Source organism: Mycobacterium sp. E2497 (assembly GCF_001668695.1).
GTDB lineage: Bacteria > Actinomycetota > Actinomycetes > Mycobacteriales > Mycobacteriaceae > Mycobacterium.
Window position 1 is genome coordinate 79,807 of record NZ_LZKD01000019.1, and the last position, 16,954, is coordinate 96,760.

The 16,954-nt window shown below is 68.6% G+C and carries 16 protein-coding genes and 2 pseudogenes; 8 read left to right on the forward strand and 10 right to left on the reverse strand.

Translation table 11 applies throughout. The features are described 5' to 3' along the window. Nucleotides 1-17 precede the first annotated feature (17 nt). Together A5713_RS01600 and A5713_RS01605 are read left to right on the forward strand one after the other, a co-directional pair. On the forward strand, nt 18-1,100 hold the full coding sequence (locus tag A5713_RS01600) for a folate-binding protein YgfZ (RefSeq protein ID WP_068091819.1): 1,083 nt from the start codon (nt 18-20) through the stop codon (nt 1,098-1,100). 144 nt (nt 1,101-1,244) lie between these two features. Next, the gene (locus A5713_RS01605) at nt 1,245-1,430 is read left to right on the forward strand and encodes a DUF3073 domain-containing protein (RefSeq protein ID WP_067921121.1); all 186 of its coding nucleotides are present in this window, start codon (nt 1,245-1,247) and stop codon (nt 1,428-1,430) included. Nucleotides 1,431-1,491: 61 nt separating this feature from the next. On the opposite strand, the gene purM is transcribed toward A5713_RS01605, so the two are convergent. From purM to A5713_RS01620, 3 genes are all read right to left on the reverse strand, one after another. After that, a complete protein-coding gene (gene purM / locus A5713_RS01610) occupies nt 1,492-2,586 on the reverse strand; it encodes a phosphoribosylformylglycinamidine cyclo-ligase (RefSeq protein ID WP_068091822.1) in 1,095 nt (364 codons plus the stop codon). Nucleotides 2,587-2,657: 71 nt separating this feature from the next. Further along, the gene (purF, locus tag A5713_RS01615) at nt 2,658-4,184 is read right to left on the reverse strand and encodes an amidophosphoribosyltransferase (protein WP_067921117.1); all 1,527 of its coding nucleotides are present in this window, start codon (nt 4,182-4,184) and stop codon (nt 2,658-2,660) included. Nucleotides 4,185-4,323: 139 nt separating this feature from the next. Beyond that, the gene (locus tag A5713_RS01620; RefSeq protein WP_067921115.1) at nt 4,324-4,713 is read right to left on the reverse strand and encodes a sterol carrier family protein; all 390 of its coding nucleotides are present in this window, start codon (nt 4,711-4,713) and stop codon (nt 4,324-4,326) included. 19 nt (nt 4,714-4,732) lie between these two features. On the opposite strand from A5713_RS01620, the gene A5713_RS01625 reads away from it, so the two are divergent. Continuing rightward, nucleotides 4,733-5,947: an MCE family protein gene (locus A5713_RS01625; protein WP_067921113.1), complete on the forward strand. Its 1,215-nt coding sequence runs from the start codon at nt 4,733-4,735 to the stop codon at nt 5,945-5,947. On the opposite strand, the gene A5713_RS01630 is transcribed toward A5713_RS01625, so the two are convergent. From A5713_RS01630 to A5713_RS01640, 3 genes are read right to left on the reverse strand one after another with little or no spacing between them, the layout of a single operon-like run. Beyond that, nucleotides 5,929-6,567 (reverse strand): CPBP family intramembrane glutamic endopeptidase, encoded by a 639-nt coding sequence (locus A5713_RS01630; protein WP_067921111.1) that lies wholly within the window; start codon nt 6,565-6,567, stop codon nt 5,929-5,931. The two genes, A5713_RS01625 and A5713_RS01630, sit on opposite strands and share 19 nt — an antisense overlap. A gap of 19 nt (nt 6,568-6,586) precedes the next feature. Next, nucleotides 6,587-8,884: a phosphoribosylformylglycinamidine synthase subunit PurL gene (gene purL / locus A5713_RS01635; RefSeq protein ID WP_067921109.1), complete on the reverse strand. Its 2,298-nt coding sequence runs from the start codon at nt 8,882-8,884 to the stop codon at nt 6,587-6,589. Nucleotides 8,885-8,902: 18 nt separating this feature from the next. Continuing rightward, nucleotides 8,903-9,694: a helix-turn-helix domain-containing protein gene (locus A5713_RS01640; RefSeq protein WP_068091824.1), complete on the reverse strand. Its 792-nt coding sequence runs from the start codon at nt 9,692-9,694 to the stop codon at nt 8,903-8,905. 125 nt (nt 9,695-9,819) lie between these two features. Here A5713_RS01640 and A5713_RS01645 point away from each other — a divergent pair, with 125 nt between their 5' ends. Then, nucleotides 9,820-10,215 (forward strand): nuclear transport factor 2 family protein, encoded by a 396-nt coding sequence (locus tag A5713_RS01645; RefSeq protein ID WP_068091826.1) that lies wholly within the window; start codon nt 9,820-9,822, stop codon nt 10,213-10,215. A 118-nt stretch (nt 10,216-10,333) separates the two neighbouring features. Here A5713_RS01645 and A5713_RS01650 read toward each other — a convergent pair whose 3' ends face one another. Both A5713_RS01650 and A5713_RS01655 read right to left on the reverse strand, forming a co-directional pair. After that, a complete protein-coding gene (locus A5713_RS01650; protein WP_068091832.1) occupies nt 10,334-10,681 on the reverse strand; it encodes a VOC family protein in 348 nt (115 codons plus the stop codon). Nucleotides 10,682-10,699: 18 nt separating this feature from the next. After that, entirely contained in the window at nt 10,700-11,974 is a 1,275-nt protein-coding gene (locus tag A5713_RS01655; protein ID WP_082972713.1) for a M18 family aminopeptidase, read from the reverse strand. A gap of 109 nt (nt 11,975-12,083) precedes the next feature. Here A5713_RS01655 and A5713_RS01660 point away from each other — a divergent pair, with 109 nt between their 5' ends. The 3 genes from A5713_RS01660 to A5713_RS01670 all read left to right on the forward strand — a co-directional run bounded on the left by A5713_RS01660 (nt 12,084) and on the right by A5713_RS01670 (nt 14,694). Then, a complete protein-coding gene (locus A5713_RS01660; RefSeq protein WP_068091838.1) occupies nt 12,084-13,094 on the forward strand; it encodes a Dyp-type peroxidase in 1,011 nt (336 codons plus the stop codon). Further along, on the forward strand, nt 13,091-13,888 hold the full coding sequence (locus A5713_RS01665) for a family 1 encapsulin nanocompartment shell protein (protein WP_068091840.1): 798 nt from the start codon (nt 13,091-13,093) through the stop codon (nt 13,886-13,888). The genes A5713_RS01660 and A5713_RS01665 overlap by 4 nt, the downstream gene beginning before the upstream one ends. Before the next feature lie 65 nt (nt 13,889-13,953). Then, entirely contained in the window at nt 13,954-14,694 is a 741-nt protein-coding gene (locus A5713_RS01670) for an SDR family NAD(P)-dependent oxidoreductase (protein WP_068091842.1), read from the forward strand. Nucleotides 14,695-14,708: 14 nt separating this feature from the next. Here A5713_RS01670 and A5713_RS01675 read toward each other — a convergent pair whose 3' ends face one another. After that, on the reverse strand, nt 14,709-16,412 hold the full coding sequence (locus A5713_RS01675; RefSeq protein WP_068091844.1) for an MOSC and FAD-binding oxidoreductase domain-containing protein: 1,704 nt from the start codon (nt 16,410-16,412) through the stop codon (nt 14,709-14,711). A 202-nt stretch (nt 16,413-16,614) separates the two neighbouring features. On the opposite strand from A5713_RS01675, the pseudogene A5713_RS28900 reads away from it, so the two are divergent. Beyond that, nucleotides 16,615-16,770: pseudogene (locus A5713_RS28900) on the forward strand (alpha/beta fold hydrolase); the annotation flags it as partial. Here the strand turns inward: A5713_RS28900 and A5713_RS27150 are convergent. Next, nucleotides 16,762-16,954, reverse strand: a pseudogene (locus A5713_RS27150) (alpha/beta fold hydrolase); the annotation flags it as partial. The pseudogenes A5713_RS28900 and A5713_RS27150 overlap by 9 nt on opposite strands.

The following is a 16,954-nucleotide window of genomic DNA, read 5'->3' on the forward strand; positions in this document are numbered from 1 at the left end:
GTCCGTAGAGTTGACGTGTGTCTGCAGTACCCGCACCCGAGACCGGTCCCGACGCGGGCGCCACTTGGCATTACGGCGACCCGCTGGGCGAGCAGCGCGCCGCGGAAACCGGCGCGATAGTGGTGGATCGCTCGCACCGCGCAGTGCTCACCCTGACCGGTGGTGACCGCCAGAAGTGGCTGCACAGCATCTCCACCCAGCACGTCAGCGACCTTCCCGAGGGCGCCAGCACGCAGAACCTGAGCCTCGACGGCCAGGGCCGCGTCGAGGACCACTGGATCCAGACCGAACTCGGCGGCACCACCTACCTCGACACCGAACCGTGGCGGGGCGAGCCGCTGCTGGCCTACCTGCGCAAGATGGTCTTCTGGTCGGACGTCGCCCCGGCCGCCGCCGACATGGCCGTGCTTTCGCTGCTGGGTCCGCGACTGGCCGACCGGGCGGTGCTCGACGTGCTCGGCCTGGACGCCCTGCCCGCCGAGCTGACGGCGGTTGCGCTGGCCGGCGGTGGCTTTGTGCGCCGGATGCCCGGCGCCCCCGCCGGGCAGATCGAACTCGACCTGCTGGTCCCCCGTGCGGACTCCGCCGGCTGGCGGGAACGTCTGGTGCAGGCCGGCCTGCGGCCGGCGGGGGTTTGGGCCTACGAAGCCCACCGGGTGGTGGCGCTGCGGCCGCGACTGGGCGTCGACACCGACGAACGCACGATTCCGCACGAGGTCGGGTGGATCGGCAGCGCCGTTCACTTGGACAAGGGCTGTTACCGGGGACAAGAGACCGTCGCCCGCGTGCACAACCTCGGTAGACCGCCCCGCATGCTCGTGCTGTTGCACCTCGACGGCTCGGTCGAGCGTCCCTCGACGGGTGACCCGGTGCTGGCCGGAGGTCGCGCCATCGGCCGCCTCGGCACCGTGGTGGATCACGTAGACCTCGGGCCCGTGGCCCTGGCGCTGCTGAAGCGCGGGGTGCCGGCCGACACCGAATTGGCGACCGGCCCGCAGGGCGCGGTGGCCGCGGTGATCGATGCCGATTCGCTGCCGGCGACGGAACAGATCGGTGCGGGACGCCTGGCCGTTGAACGGTTGCGGGGCGGTGCGAGATAATCGTCGATGAAGTCCGCCACAGCGGCAGGGGGCACCGACGCCCGACCGCAAGGCACGGTAAACTGTCGGCAGGACAATAACGACACCAGGAGATCGGAGCCGCCTGATTCGGGCCGCTCCGTTATTGCGCGAGGGGGTTCCCCCATGGGCCGCGGCCGGGCTAAGGCAAAGCAGACCAAGGTTGCTCGAGAACTCAAATACAGTTCTCCGCAGACCGACTTCACGCGGCTTCAGCGCGAGTTGTCAGGAACGGGTGCCGACGATTCCACGGAGCTGGAGGAGGATGGCGTCGGTGACTCCTGGGAAGACAACGACGACTGGCGTCGGTAAGACCCTCCGCGCGGCGCCGGCGCAATCCCCTTCGACTCGGCGCTGACCCGGCTTCCGCCTTCTAAAACCTCGGGTGCTGCCCGACGAGCTTTGCCCGCGGGCCTTCTTTACCGCCTTTGCACACGGTCCCCAACACCCAGCAGTCCAAGTGGCGGGCCGTCAGGATGGCCAGGGCGCGGTCGGTGTCCTCCGGCGCGACAACGGCGACCATGCCCACGCCCATGTTGAACGTCTTCTCCATCTCCTCGCGCGTCACCCGCCCACGCTGGGCGATCATCGCGAACACGGGTGCGGGTGTCCAGGTCCCGCGGTCGATTTCGGCGACCAGGCCGTGCGGGATGACGCGTTGCAGGTTGCCGGCGAGCCCGCCACCGGTGACATGGCAGAACGTGCGGACATGGGTTTCCGCGGTCAGCGCCAGGCAGTCTTTGGCGTAGATCCGCGTCGGCTCCAACAGCTCTTCGCCCAGCGTGCGGCCGAACTCCTCGACATAGCCGGCGAGATTCATCCGATCGATCTCCAGAAGCACCGCACGGGCCAGCGAGTAGCCGTTGGAATGCAGGCCGGAGGAGCCCATCGCGATGATCGTGTCGCCGGGTTTGACGCGATCGGGCCCCAGCACGTCGTCGGCCTCGACGACGCCGATACCCGTCGCCGAGATGTCGTAGTGGTCGGGTTCCATCAGCCCGGGGTGCTCGGCGGTTTCACCGCCGAGCAGCGCGCAGCCGGCACGCACGCATCCCTCGGCGATTCCCGCCACGATGGCGCTGAGGCGTTCGGGCACGGTCCGGCCCACCGCGATGTAGTCCTGCAGGAACAGCGGCTCGGCGCCGCAGACCACGAGGTCGTCGACCACCATCGCGACCAGGTCCAGGCCGACGGTGTCGTGCTTGTCCATGGCCTGGGCGACCGCCAGCTTGGTTCCCACGCCGTCGGTGGACGCGGCCAGCAGCGGTTCGCGGTAGTCGTTACGCAACGCGAACAACCCGGCGAACCCGCCCAGGCCGCCTCGCACCTCTGGTCTGGTGGCCTTCGTCGCCAGCGGCTTGAACAGCTCGACGGCGCGGTCGCCGGCCTCGATATCCACCCCGGCCGACGCGTAGGTGATGCCCTGGCTGCCCGGGTTTCGTCCGGGGCTTTTTCCGGGATCCGTCATCGCGATAAAGGCTACCGGGCGCCGCCGACCGCCGTAATCAAACGTCGTGTAAGGGGCGCACCGGACGTCCGTCAGTGGACGATCGGTACTTCGTCGGGCGCTAGATCGTCGAGCCCGGATCCGCGCGCGGCGTTGGCGAGCATGTGCTCGATGACGTTCTTACCCAAGGCCGTCTCCTCGGGCAGCTCGATGGGATAGCGGCCGTCGAAGCAGGCGGTGCACAGCCGTGACGCGGGTTGTTCGGACGCCGCGACCAGGCCGCGCAGCGAGATGTAGCCAAGGGAGTCGGCGCCGATGGCGTGCCGCACCGCTTCGAGCATCTCCTCCTTGTCCTGCACGGCGTTCGCGATCAGCTCGGCCGGCGACGGGAAGTCGATGCCGTAGAAGCAGGGCCATTTCACCGGTGGCGAGGCGATCCGGACGTGGACTTCGACGGCCCCGGCCTCGCGCAGCATGCGCAGCAGCGCGCGCTGGGTGTTCCCCCGCACGATCGAGTCGTCGACGACGATGAGCCGCTTGCCGCGGATGACCTCACGAAGTGGGTTGAGCTTCAGCCGGATACCGAGCTGGCGGATGGTCTGGGACGGCTGGATGAAGGTCCGCCCGACGTAGGCGTTCTTCATCAGACCCTGCCCGTAGGGAATGCCGGACTCCTGCGCGTAACCGACCGCTGCGGGGGTGCCCGACTCCGGGACCCCGATCACCAGGTCGGCCTCGACCGGGCATTCCCGGGCCAGCCGGCGGCCGATCTCCACCCGGGTGGCGTGCACGGACCGGCCGGCGATCGTGCTGTCCGGGCGGGCCAGGTAGACGTACTCGAAGACGCAGCCCTTGGGGGTCGGGTTGGCAAAGCGCGTGGAGCGCACCCCGTCGGCGTCGATCGCCAGGAGCTCGCCCGGCTCGATGTCGCGCACGAACGAGGCGCCGACGATGTCCAGCGCTGCCGTTTCCGAGGCCACCACCCAGCCGCGATCCAGCCGGCCGAGCGAAAGGGGCCGCACGCCGTGGGGATCGCGGCACGCATACAGCGTGTTCTCGTCCATGAACGTCAGGCAGAACGCACCGCGCACGGTGGGCAGCAGGTCCAGGGCCGCCTGCTCGAGGGTGGAATCCGCTGCGCCGTGCGCCAGCAGTGCGCCCAAGATGTCGGAATCGGTCGTCGCCGGGGCGGGGCAGCGCCGGGCGATCAGTCCCGCGTCGCGGGCGCGGGCGGCCAACTCGGCGGTGTTGACCAGATTTCCGTTGTGCCCCAAGGCCACACCGGTGCCGGCGGCGGTGTTGCGGAAGACCGGCTGCGCGTTCTCCCAGGTGGTGTCGCCGGTGGTGGAGTAGCGGCAATGGCCGATGGCCACGTGGCCCTGCATCGCCGCGAGCGTCTGCTCGTCGAAAACCTGGCTGACCAAGCCCAGGTCTTTGAACACGAGCACCTGTGATCCATCGGCGACGGCGATGCCCGCGGCTTCCTGCCCGCGATGCTGCAGGGCGTACAAGCCGTAATAGGTGAGCTTTGCGACGTCTTCACCCGGGGCCCAGACCCCGAATACACCACACTCTTCACGAGGCGAGTTCAGGTCCTGCTCGGGTTCCTGGTTGGTCACAATTGGGGGGCTCCCTGGGGAACGGTTGGTGACGTAACGGAGTCTACGGGTCCGACGCCCGCAACCGCGAATCAACAGCGCGTGTTGAGGGGGAAAAATTCCCGCGCCCGACTGTAAACCTGCACTTCAGGCTTACTATTCAGCCGAGACCGAACAGGGGCAGACAGTGTTCGATCTCACCGGCCCGAGAGCCGGAAAGCCCCAGCGCACCGCCGTCCTTCGCCCGTTGGAAGGACAACATCCCGGTCGCCAGCAGCAGCCACGTCCGCGGGTCGGTCTCCACAACGTTGGGCGGCGTGCCGCGCGTGTGCCGGGGCCCGGCGATGCACTGCACCGCGACGAAGGGCGGAATCCGCACCTCGACGCTGGCGCCGGGTGCCACGGCGGCCAGGGTGCGGGCGGTGAGCCGAACGGCGGTGCCGAGGCTCTCGCGGTCGGGGGCCGGCCGGGATTCGTCGCGCAGCCAGTCCGCGACGGCCAACACGGCCTGCCGAGTCTTTGCCGGATCGGCCTTTTGGCGGGCGGCCATACCCTAGGGTCTCAAACTCATGGAGCGTCGGCGCGTGCGGCGCGGGCCGCCGTATAAGTCCGTCGGGCTCGTGACGGTGGTCATCTTGGGGTTGGTCGGGTCACTGCTGTACCTGCAGTTCCGGGGTGAGCTCACGCCGACGACGAAGCTGACCATGGTGGCCGCCCGGGCCGGCCTGGTCTTGGACCCCGGCTCCAAGGTCACCTACAACGGGGTCCAGATCGGCCGGGTGACCGGCATTTCCGAGATCACCCGTGACGGCATGCCGGCCGCCAAGCTGGTGCTGGACATCACACCGAGGTACCTCAACCTGATCCCGGCCAATGTGGCGGCCACCATCAAGGCGACCACGGTGTTCGGCAACAAGTACGTCGCGTTGAGTTCGCCGCCGGGGCCGCCGGCGCAGCCGATCACACCGGCGACGGTGATCGAGGCGACGTCGGTGACCACCGAGTTCAACACCGTCTTCGAGACGCTGGTCTCGATCGCGGAGAAGGTCGACCCGGTCAAGGTGAACCTGACGCTCGGCGCGGCCGCGCAAGCCCTGACCGGATTGGGCGCGAGGTTCGGCGATTCTTTGGTCAACGGCAACACGATCCTTGACGACGTGAACCCGCGCATGCGCGAAATCCGCGCCGACGTCGCGCGGTTGGCCGCTCTCGGCGAGACCTACGCCAACGCCTCGCCGGACCTGTGGGCCGCGCTCGACCACGCGGTGACCGCGGCCCGCACCCTCAACCGCCAGCAAGTCGATCTGGATGCCGCGTTGCTCGCCACCGCCGGGCTCGGCGGCACGGGCGCCGACGTCTTCGGGCGCGGGGGGCCATACCTTGCCCGGGGGGCCGGCGATTTGGTCACCTCCAGCCAGCTGCTCGACGAGTACAGTCCGGAGATCTTCTGCACCATACGCAATTTCGCGGAGGTGGGGCCCAAGATCCACAACGCCCTCGGCGACAACGGTTACTCGCTGGGCGCGCACGCCGCGGGCGCGATCGCCGGGGCGCCGAACCCGTACATCTGGCCGGAGAATCTGCCGCGCACCAATGCCAGGGGCGGCCCCGGCGGGCGGCCGGGCTGTTGGCAGACGATCACCCGGCAGCTGTGGCCGGCGCCGTTCCTGGTGATGGACACCGGCGCAAGCATGGCTCCCTACAACCACTTCGAGCTCGGCTCGCCACTTTTCGTCGAGCACGTGTGGGGCCGTCAGGTGGGCGACTACACCATCAACCCCTGACGCCACCGCACGCTCAGCGCGGCGATCGCGCCGGCCTCGTTGATGGCCAGGTGCACCAGCATGGGCGCGGCGAGGCTGCCGGAGCGGTCCGCCAGCCAGGCGAACAGCCAGCCCGCGACGCCCGTCACCAGCACGGTGCCCAGCACCGGCTCGCCCGTCGCCCGCGCGTCGGCAATGTGGGAAAGCCCAAAGCTGGCCGCTTGCAGCAATCTTCCGCCCGGCGCGCCGAAGGCACCCGACGCGGCGGCGGTCAGCGCCGCACGGAAGGCGGCCTCCTCGGCCCAGACGGTCCCGACGGGTATCTGCAGCAGCAGCCAGCCGGGCGTCGACCCGGGGGCCTCACGGTCGGCCATGGACGCCCGCACCAACGGCACCGCCGTCGTCGCGGCGATCACGGTCGCCGCCGCCGCACCGGCCGTCGACCCCAGCCGCAGCCCCGACCACAGCCGTGGCGGGTTGAGACCCAGCGGAGCGCGCGTCACCAGCACCAGCAAGCCGGCCGCACCCGCCTGGAGGGCGGTCCGCCAAGCCGTGGGCAGTCGCGGGCCGACGAAGCTCCAGCCGACCAGGGCGGCGGCCAGGGAGAATGCCCAAGCCCGGCGAAAACGGCTGTCCCCCATCAGGATTTGCCGCTACGGCTCATCCGAACAACCGCGGCAGCACCGCCTCGGACGTCTCGCGCAGTTCGGCCAGCGACACGGTGAACAGGCCCTGAATCTCGACCGTGTCCGAGGCCTCGTCGACGACGCCGATGCGCACCGCCGGCAGTCCGCGCGCCTCACACATGGCCCGGAACCGGCTCTCCTCGGTGCGCGGCACCGCCACCAGCACCCGGCCCGCCGACTCGGAGAACAACGCCACGAACGGATCGGCGCCCTCGGGAAGCACGATGCGGCAACCGGTTTCGCCCGTCAGCGCCGCCTCCACAACGGCCTGCGCGAGGCCGCCTTCCGATAGGTCGTGCGCCGCGGACACCAGCCCGTCGCGAGACGCCGCGCTCAACACCTCGGCCAGCAGCTTTTCGCGCGCCAGATCGACCGCGGGCGGCAAGCCACCCAGGTGGTCGGCGGTCACCTGCGCCCAGATGGAACCGTCGAACTCGTCGCGGGTATCTCCCAACAGCATCAGGGTCTCGCCCGGTTCGGCGCCCAGGCCGGTGGGGATGCGCCGGGCGACGTCATCGAGCACGCCGAGGACGCCGACCACCGGCGTGGGCAGGATCGCCGCCGAGCCGGTCTGGTTGTAGAAGCTGACGTTGCCGCCGGTCACCGGAATGCCAAGCGCCGCACACCCATCGGCCAGCCCCCGCACCGCCTGGGAGAACTGCCACATCACGCCGGGGTCTTCCGGGGAGCCGAAGTTGAGGCAATTGGTGACCGCGACCGGCGTGGCGCCGGTGACGGCGACGTTGCGGTAGGCCTCGGCCAGCGCGAGTTGCGCCCCGGCATAAGGATCCAGCAGCGTGTAGCGCCCCGACGCGTCGGTCGACAGCGCGATGCCGCGGCCGGTGGCCTCGTCGACGCGGAGCACGCCGCCGTCGGCATGCTCGGCCAGCACGGTGTTGCCGCGCACGTACCGGTCGTACTGTTCGGTGATGAAGGCGCGGCTGCACAGGTGCGGGCTACCCAGCAGCGCAAGCACGGTCGCGCGCAACTCCTCCCCGGTCTTCGGGCGCGGGAGGCGCGTTGACCGGTCGGCGTTCAGGGCGTCCTGGGATTCGGGCCGTGCGACCGGCCGCTGATACACCGGGCCCTCGTGCGCCACGGTGCGCGGCGGTACGTCGACGACCGTCTCGCCGCGCCAGGTGATCCGCAACCGGTCACCGTCGGTGACCTCGCCGATCACCGTGGCCAACACCTCCCATTTGCGGCAGACCGCCAAGAAGGCGTCGACGTTCTCCGGGGCAACCACGGCGCACATCCGCTCCTGCGACTCGCTGCAGAGCACCTCGGCGGGTGTCATCTCCTTGGCCCGCAGGGGCACCGAATCGAGCTGGACCGCCATTCCGCCGTCCCCGGCCGACGCCAATTCTGAGGTGGCGCAGGCTAATCCAGCTCCGCCGAGGTCCTGGATGCCGATCACCAGTCCGCCGGCGTACAGCTCGAGACAGCACTCGATGAGCACCTTCTCCATGAACGGGTCGCCCACCTGAACCGACGGCAGCTTCTTGCGCGATCCGGTGCTGTCGAATGTGTCCGACGCGAGCACCGACACCCCGCCGATGCCGTCGAGCCCGGTGCGCGCACCGAACAGGATGATCTTGTTGCCGGTGCCCGAGGCGAACGCCAGATGCAGGTCCTCCTGGCGTAACACGCCCACGCACAACGCGTTTACCAACGGATTGCCGGCGTAACACGCATCGAAGACCGTCTCGCCGCCGATGTTGGGCAGCCCCAGCGAGTTCCCGTAGCCGCCGATACCGCGGACCACCCCGTCGACCACCCGGCGGGTGTCGGGGGCGTCGGCGGCGCCGAACCGCAGCTGGTCCATCACCGCGACCGGTCGCGCGCCCATGGCCATGATGTCGCGCACGATGCCGCCGACGCCGGTCGCCGCGCCCTGATAGGGCTCGACGTAGGACGGGTGGTTGTGGGACTCCACTTTGAAGGTGACGGCCCAGCCGTCGCCGATGTCCACCACACCGGCGTTTTCACCGATACCGGCCAACATGCCCGCACGCATCTCGTCGGTGGTGGTCTCCCCGAAGTAGCGCAGGTGAACCTTGGACGACTTATACGAGCAGTGCTCGCTCCACATGACCGAGTACATCGCCAACTCGGTGTCGGTGGGCCTGCGGCCCAGGATCTCACGGATCCGCTGATACTCGTCGTCTTTGAGGCCCAGCTCGGCGTACGGCTGCGGCTGATCGGGGCTGGCAGCGGCGTGCTCGACAGTGTCGATCGCCTGGGTGCGGGCGCTGGTCCCGGAGGCAGTCACCCGAACAGTGTAAGAGCGCTACCTGCCATGGAGCAGGGTGGCGCTGGCGGCGTCGGCCGGATAGAACAGCTCGACGGTCAGTTCGGCGAGGGTGACGTCGAGCGGAGTCCCGAACGTCGTCAACGTCGTGAACATCGACAGCGGTTGCCCGCCGCCGATATCCAGCACGAAAGGGATGAGCAGCGCGCCGGCGCCATCCGGTGGCGCGCCGCGCGCGTCGGCGGCGCCCGCGACTCCCGGATATCCGCGCACCTCGTCATTGAGCGCCTGCAGGCCCGGATCGCCGGTGATCGCGATCGTGCGCCGGAGCTGGTGCAGCAAGTAGCCCGCCCATTCCGGGAAATTCAGCGTCCGTCCGGCGAGGCCGTCGGGGTGCAGCGACAGCCGGTAGACGTTGGCCGGTGGGCCGAGCAGCTCCGCGGGCAGGCCTGCGGTCAGCGCCGACGCCGCGGCGTTGGCCCCCACGATGTTCCAGCAGCGGTCGATCACGATGCCCGGGTAGGGGTCGTGGGCATCGAGGAGGCGCTGCACCGCGTCACGGGCCGGGGTCATCGCGGCATCCTCGAGCGGGCGCGACTGGTAACGCGGGGCGAATCCGGCGGCAAGCAGCAGCGTGTTGCGCTCCCGCAGCGGAATGTCGAGGCCTTCGGCGAGGGCGAGCACCATCTCCGCACTGGGTCGCGAGCGGCCGGTTTCTATGAAGCTGACGTGCCGGGCCGACACGCCCACAGTCAGCGACAGGTCGAGCTGACTCACCCGTCGACGCTCCCGCCATTCGCGCAACAGGGCGCCTACCGCCGCGTGGCTCACCAAGCCACGGTAACCACGCCGGTGTACCCGTAGCGATGACCTCGGAGGTAATTGTGCCGCCGCACACCGCCGCGACACGCTTGGCGCAACGCGCTCAACGGGAACGCCAGACCCAAGGAGGAAAAATGACCGACGTCCAATCCGCCCCCAAGTTCAGCGCCGCGGTGTTCGCGGCGTACTGGGCCGCGCCCACCATGTCGCGCGGCTTCGACATCTTGGCCGACGACATCATGGGCTACTGGCCGGGTGACCCCGAGCCGGTCCGCGGCATCCAGCCGTACACGGCGAAGATCGCCGAAATACTCGACGCCGCACCGGATTTAAAGCTGGAGGTGATCGACAGCGCCACCGTGCCCGGCGCGGACCCCGGCGAGGAACTGGTGTTTTTGCACTACGTCGGCCGCGGCACCGGACCCGACGGGCCGTTCCAGATCCGGGGAATCGACCGGGTTCGCACCCGCGACGGAATCGTCGTGGAGAACGTCATCCGCTACGACCCGCTGTTCCTCGCCCACGGCTGAACGGCAAGACTCGAGTGTGCGCTCCGGTACTTCGGTGTGTGCGGGTGGCGGAAATCGCGCGATTTTCCCGCCCTACACGCACACTCAACGCCGAGGACGCACACTCGTCGGCCGCGAGCTATTGACCCACGATGCAGAAGACGTTGCCCTCGGGGTCGGCCAGCACCACCCAGCGAAAATCGTCGCCGAACGTGTGCCGGCCGACCTCGATGGCCCCGGCGGCCGTCAGCCGGGACACCTCGGCATCAACATCGGCGGCACCGAAGTCGAGGTGCACGCGGTTTTTCCCGGGCGTGGGATCGGGCACCTTCTGGAATCCGAGCCGCGGTCCCGCCGACAAACTCACCGCGGTGAACTCGTCGGCGAGCAACTCCTGCGTCGTGCCACCGAACTGCTCGGCCCACCATGCGGCCAGCCGCGCAGGATCGTGGCAGTCGAAGGTGATCATCTCCACGCTGAGCGCCATACCGCCAGACCTTAGGCCTCAGCGGGGCTCGGGCGAAAGGAACGCCCGCATCGCCGCCGAGTAGGCGGCCACGTCATGAGCGCCCATCAGCTCACGGGCGGAATGCATCGCCAGCTGCGGGGCGCCCACGTCGACGGTGGGAATCCCGGTGCGGGCCGAGACCAGCGGACCGATCGTCGACCCGCACGGCAGGTCGGCGCGATGCTCGTAGCGCTGCAGGGACACCCCGGCCTGCGCACAGGCCAGGGCGAAGGCCGCGGCCGTGCGTCCGTCGGTGGCGTACCGCAGGTTGGGGTGCACCTTGAGGACGGGGCCGGCGTTGACCTCGATGAGGTGGCCGGGCTCGTGCCGCTCCGGATAGTTGGGATGGGTGGCGTGCGCCATGTCGGCCGAGGCCAGTAACGAGTCGGGCAGCCGGCGCAGGAAGTCTTCCCGGGTGCCGCCGGCCGCGAGCACGATCCGCTCCAAAACGGTGCCCAGCAGGTCGGACTGGGCTCCGTGGTCGGAGGACGAACCGACCTCCTCGTGGTCGAAGAGCACCAGCACGGGCAGGAAACCCCGCGGCGACGGAGCCTCGTCCAAGGCCAGCAGCGCCTCCATGCCGGCATAGCAACTGGCCTGGTTGTCCAGCCGGGGCGCGCTCAGCAGGTCGGCGTCGGCGCCGACCACCGTCGAGGGGGTCAGGTCGTGGGTCATCAGGTCGGCGGCCAGCACGGCGGTGGGCGACACCCCAGCGCGTTCGGCGACGAAGTCGACGAACGATGTCGCTTCGGCGCCGGCGCCCCACACCGCGTTGACGTGGCGTTCCGGGTCGAGCGTCAGCGACTTCCGGTCCTCGGCCAGGTGGATGGCCAGCTGCGGTACCCGCAGGACCGGGTCCTCGATGCGCACCAGCCGGTGCTCGACCCCGGCGCCGACACGCACCGACAACCGTCCACTGACGCCGAGGTCGCGGTCCAGCCAGGAGTTGAGCCACGCTCCCCCGTACGGCTCCAGCGCGACCACGCGCCAGCCGGCGACCAAGCGATCCGGATGCTGCTTGACCCGGAGATTCGGGCTGTCGGTGTGTGCGCCGACGATCCGGAACGCAGCGTCGGCCCCGTCGGAGTGCCAGGCGACCAACGAGCCGGCCCGCACGGTGAAGTAGCGCCCAGGTTCGCCCGGCCAGCGCTCGGCCTCACGCAGTTCGGTGTAGCCGGCGGCGGTCAGCCGCGCGCCCACCGTCGCGCAGACGTGAAACGGCGACGGAGAAGCGTCGATGAAATCGCAGAGGCCTGCGGCGCTGGCCGACATGTTCAACATCATGGCTGTCGGCGACATGCGTCGCCACGCTAGGTCCCATTGCGCGGCTCCCTGCTCGCGCCCTTCCGGCGCTCGACGTCGCCACGCTAGGGTCAGGAGAGTGCCCCCCGTCCAGCCGCAGCCGATCCTCGAGCCGTTGACGCCGGCGGCGGTCTTTCTGGTGGTGACCATCGACGACGGCGGAGAAGCGACGGTTCATGACGCGCTGCCCGACATTTCCGGGCTGGTGCGCGCGATCGGTTTTCGCGAGCCCCCGAAACGGTTGTCGGCCACCACCTCTATCGGCTCGCAGGCGTGGGACCGCTTGTTCACCGGCCCGCGTCCCGCCGAGTTGCACCCGTTCGTCGAACTCAACGGCCCACGACACACCGCGCCGGCCACTCCCGGGGACCTGTTGTTTCACATCCGGGCCGAGAGCCTGGACGTGTGTTTTGAACTCGCCGACCGCATTTTGCGGTCGATGGCCGGTGCGGTCACCGTGGTCGATGAGGTGCATGGATTCCGCTACTTCGACAACCGCGACCTGTTGGGCTTCGTCGACGGCACCGAGAACCCCGATGGCCAGCTGGCCGTCAGCGCCACAGCGATCGGCGCCGAGGATCCCGAGTTCGGGGGCTGCTGCTACGTGCACGTGCAGAAGTACCTGCACGAAATGGATTCGTGGAATTCGCTTTCGGTGAGCGAGCAGGAGCTGGTGATCGGCCGCACCAAGCTGGAGAACCTCGAACTCGACGACAACGAAAAGCCGGCCAACTCCCACATCGCGCTCAACGTCATCACCGACGACGACGGCACTGAGCTGAAGATCGTGCGGCACAACATGCCGTTCGGCGAACTCGGCAAAGGTCAATACGGCACTTATTTCATCGGATACTCCCGCACGCCGCGGGTCACCGAACAGATGCTGCGGAACATGTTTCTCGGAGATCCGCCCGGCAATACCGACCACATCCTCGAATTCTCCACCGCGATCACCGGTGGCCTGTTCTTCTCCCCCACTGTCGACTTCCTCGACGATCCACCGCCACTGCCGGCAGCGCCGGTGGCGGAAACGCCTGCCGCACAGGACGGCTCACTTTCCATCGGCAGCCTGAAAGGAACCACTTCATGAACAACCTCTACCGCGACCTGGCACCGGTCACCGAAGCCGCCTGGAAAGAAATCGAATTGGAGGCGACCCGGACGTTCAAACGTCACGTCGCCGGACGCCGGGTGGTGGACGTGAGCGGACCCGGCGGCCCCGTGACGGCGGCGGTCAGCACCGGTCGGCTGATCGATGTGGCGTCGCCCTCCGACGGTGTGGAGGCTCACCTGCGGGCAAGCAAACCCCTTGTCCGGCTGCGGGTCCCGTTCACCCTGTCCCGCTACGAGATCGACAACGTGGAGCGTGGCGCGCAGGACTCCGACTGGGACCCGGTCAAGGCCGCCGCCAAGAAGCTGGCATTCGTCGAGGACCGCGCCATCTTCGAGGGCTACCCCGCCGCGTCGATCGAGGGCATCCGCGCGGCCAGCTCGAACAAGCCGCTGACGTTGCCGGCGGATCCCCGCGAGATTCCGGACGTCATCACCCAGGCGATCTCCGAACTGCGGCTGGCCGGTGTCGACGGCCCCTATTCGGTGCTGCTGTCAGCCGACGTCTACACGAAGGTCAGCGAGACCACCGAACACGGATATCCGATCCTCGAACACATCGACCGGCTGGTTCCCGGGGACATCATCTGGGCGCCGGCAATCGACGGCGCTTTCGTCCTGACCACCCGCGGCGGCGACTTCGACCTGCAGCTGGGCACCGACGTGTCGATCGGCTACACCAGCCATGATGCGGACACTGTGCAGCTGTATCTGCAGGAGACGCTGACGTTCCTGTGCTACACCGCCGAGGCCGCCGTCCCACTGGGCTCCTAGGAATAAACGTCGGCGGCCCGCTGCTGACGGGGAGGCAAGGGAACTTCTCGTGGAGGCAGGGTTCGATGGCAGCAACAATGGCCGGCTCCACCGCGCTGGTGACCGGGGCCACGTCAGGGATCGGACGGGCGATCGCGCTACAACTCGCGGAACGCGGAGTTGAGGTGGTGGTACACGGCCGCAGTGCCGAACGCGGCGAGAAGACGGTCCGTGAGATCGAAAATGCCGGAGGCAAAGCGCGTTTCGTAGCTGCAGACCTGACCGATAGCGAAGACGTGCGCCGCCTGGCGGCCGAAGCGGGTCCGGTCGACATACTGGTCAACAACGCCGGCGTCTACCAATTCGGAGCCACCGTTGACACCGACGACGCAACGTTCGACGACCACGTCAATGTGAACTTGCGCGCCCCATACATCTTGGTCCAGCAACTTGTGCCGGCAATGATCGAGCGGGGCGGCGGCGCGGTCGTCAACATCGGCACCGTCGCGGCCTCCGTGCCGGCCAGCGGGGCAGGCATCTACGGCGCCACCAAAGCCGGCCTGGAGCTGCTGACGCGCGTCTGGGCGGATGAGTTCGGCCGGTCCGGGGTACGGGTGAACGCGATCGCGCCAGGGCCGACGGACACTCCCGGTGTGGCGGTCATACCCGGGGTGTTGGACACGGTGGCCGCCAGCACCGCGCTCGGCCGGCCGGCCGAGCCCAGCGAGATCGCGAGCGCGGTGGTGTTCCTCAGCTCCCCCGATGCCAGCTATGTCAACGGCGCTGTCGTGCCCGTGAGCGGCGGTCAACGCGCGATCGCCGCCTGAGGCAACGGTTTCCGCTACAGGTCGAGCACCAGCTCGGTGTCTGGGGCCGCCGAGCAGATGAGCACGGTCCCGGGCTCCGGAGGCTCCAGGGGCTGCTGGACATATCTGGCGCTGCCGGCAACGACGCCGGTCACACACACGTGGCAGACCCCGCTTCGGCAGGAATATCGAGTGGGCACGTCGCACGCTTCGGCCAACTCGAGAATGCTTGCGTAGCCGGAGGACCAGGGAGCCGTCAAGCCGCTGCGCGCGAACGTGATCGCCGGTCCCGTCCCCGGATCGCCCGCCGGGGGATGCGGTGGGTTACGAGGGGCACCGTCGACGATGCCGGGGTTGATCGGCGGCAGGGTGCCGAACAGTTCGCTATGGATCCGCTGAGGGTCCAGCCCGGCAGCGGTCAGCGCATCGCGCATGTCGCTCATGAATTGGGTTGGGCCGCACAGGTATGCCGTCGCGTTGGCCGGGATGCCCAGCGCCGCGATGGCCGGGCGGTTCAGGCGGCCTTGTGTCTGGGTGTAGAACACCGACTGCCGCGCTCGCGGAAATGATCCGATCAAGCTGGTGACTTCGGTTGCGAAAGCTTGCGTTTCACGATTGCGGTCGGTGTGCACCCACCGGATGTCGCGGTCGCTGCGGGCCGCCGCGAGCGCATGCAGCATGGCCAAGACGGGCGTGATGCCGATGCCCGCCGACATCAGCAATACCGGACCGCCACCATCGGTGAGGTAGAACTCGCCACGCGGGGCGGCGGCCTCGACCACCGAGCCCGGCTCGACGTGCTCGTGCAGCCATCGGCTCACCAGACCGTGCTCTTCGCGTTTGACACTGATGCGGTAGTACCCCGCGGTGGGGTCTCCCGATAGGGAGTAACTACGCAGCGGGGGCGGCGCGCCCGCGCCGGGTATTCGCACCGTGAGGTATTGCCCCGGGAGCGGTGCCGGCAGGTCGGAGCCGTCGTCAGCCTCCAGTTGGATGGACGTCACTTGTGGGCTCTCCCCGCGTGTTGCGCTGACGCGCAACGGGCGAAATCCGACCCAAACCGGGGGTGCGCCCGGGCGTTCGGCTGCGGATCCCTGCGGTGATTCGAGCATGTCCCGGAAGGACTGCTGCCAGCCGGGGCTGAGCGCAGGCACGTCGACGATCTTGCGGAGCTGGTCGAGTCTGCGGTTCGGCAGATACAACAGCGCGTCCACGTCGGCGACGCTGAGCCCGTGCCGGCCGCGGCGGATTCGCACGATCTCGTCGCCCGCCCGGACCCGCCCCTCGGTGATCACCCGTAAGTAGAAGCCCGGCCGGCGTTGAGAGACAAGAAGGTTCGGCATCCTGGGTTCGTTCAGGCGCAGTCCGACCCGGAAGCACGTGACGCGGGGCTGGGTGACTTCGAACTCGGCTTCACCAATCCGGTAGCGGTCCCCGATACACACATCGTCGTCGGGCAGGCCGGTGACCGTGAAGTTCTCCCCGAAGTTGCCGGGCACGAGGTCGTCGCGTCCCAGATATTTCTTCCAGAAGTCGTAGGACTCGGTCTGGTACACCATGACGGCGCGCTGCTCGCCGCCGTGGCCGCCGAGATCGCCCTGGCCGTCGCCGTCGATGTTCAGGTGGCGCACCATGACCGGCCCCTGAACGGGCGATTTCCAGATCCCGGTGTAGACGGTCCTGTCCAGCCACTGCACGTCCTTGGGCATGCCGACGTTCACCGAAATCAGTGCGCCCATAGCGTCACCTCCGAATCCCTCAACTGGGATGGCCGGCCCAGAATATGCCGCCCTGGGCCGGCAGGCAACAGGAGACGGCACTGGTGCCGCGGACCCTTCGGGTGCATAATGGGTCACATAACCCATTATTGCTCGGAACACCAGAGTCCTACACGTCCAACGACGCCCGGCGTCGTCAGGACGACAACCGAGGAGGAAAGTCATGCCGGCTGTCCATCATCGATACGCCACCGTCGACGGTCACCGGCTTTTCTTCCGCCAAGCGGGCGACCCGAACGAACCCGCGCTCGTGCTGTTGCACGGCTTTCCGACCAGCTCCTACATGTTCCGGCATCTGCTGCCGGCACTCGCGGACCAGGCCGGCGGTGAGGTCGGTCAGCGCGTCGAAGGTGTAGTCGAACTGTTGGACGGACGGCGCGTCAGAAAGCCCGAAGCCGAGGTGGTCGGGTGCGATGACGTGATAGCGGTCCGCGAGTGCCGGCAGCAGATGCCGGAACATGTAGGAGCTGGTCGGAAAGCCGTGCAACAGCACGAGCGCGGGT

What these genes read in the sequence shown, in the direction of transcription:
- A5713_RS01650 (WP_068091832.1), bottom strand. Translation starts at nt 10,681, where the DNA reads ATGGCGCTCAGCGTGGAGATGATCACCTTCGACTGCCACGATCCTGCG.
- A5713_RS01645 (WP_068091826.1), top strand. Translation starts at nt 9,820, where the DNA reads ATGACCGACGTCCAATCCGCCCCCAAGTTCAGCGCCGCGGTGTTCGCG.
- A5713_RS01665 (WP_068091840.1), top strand. Translation starts at nt 13,091, where the DNA reads ATGAACAACCTCTACCGCGACCTGGCACCGGTCACCGAAGCCGCCTGG.
- A5713_RS01675 (WP_068091844.1), bottom strand. Translation starts at nt 16,412, where the DNA reads ATGGGCGCACTGATTTCGGTGAACGTCGGCATGCCCAAGGACGTGCAG.
- A5713_RS01605 (WP_067921121.1), top strand. Translation starts at nt 1,245, where the DNA reads ATGGGCCGCGGCCGGGCTAAGGCAAAGCAGACCAAGGTTGCTCGAGAA.
- A5713_RS01630 (WP_067921111.1), bottom strand. Translation starts at nt 6,567, where the DNA reads ATGGGGGACAGCCGTTTTCGCCGGGCTTGGGCATTCTCCCTGGCCGCC.
- purM (WP_068091822.1), bottom strand. Translation starts at nt 2,586, where the DNA reads ATGACGGATCCCGGAAAAAGCCCCGGACGAAACCCGGGCAGCCAGGGC.
- A5713_RS01670 (WP_068091842.1), top strand. Translation starts at nt 13,954, where the DNA reads ATGGCAGCAACAATGGCCGGCTCCACCGCGCTGGTGACCGGGGCCACG.
- A5713_RS01655 (WP_082972713.1), bottom strand. Translation starts at nt 11,974, where the DNA reads ATGTCGGCCAGCGCCGCAGGCCTCTGCGATTTCATCGACGCTTCTCCG.
- A5713_RS01620 (WP_067921115.1), bottom strand. Translation starts at nt 4,713, where the DNA reads ATGGCCGCCCGCCAAAAGGCCGATCCGGCAAAGACTCGGCAGGCCGTG.
- A5713_RS01625 (WP_067921113.1), top strand. Translation starts at nt 4,733, where the DNA reads ATGGAGCGTCGGCGCGTGCGGCGCGGGCCGCCGTATAAGTCCGTCGGG.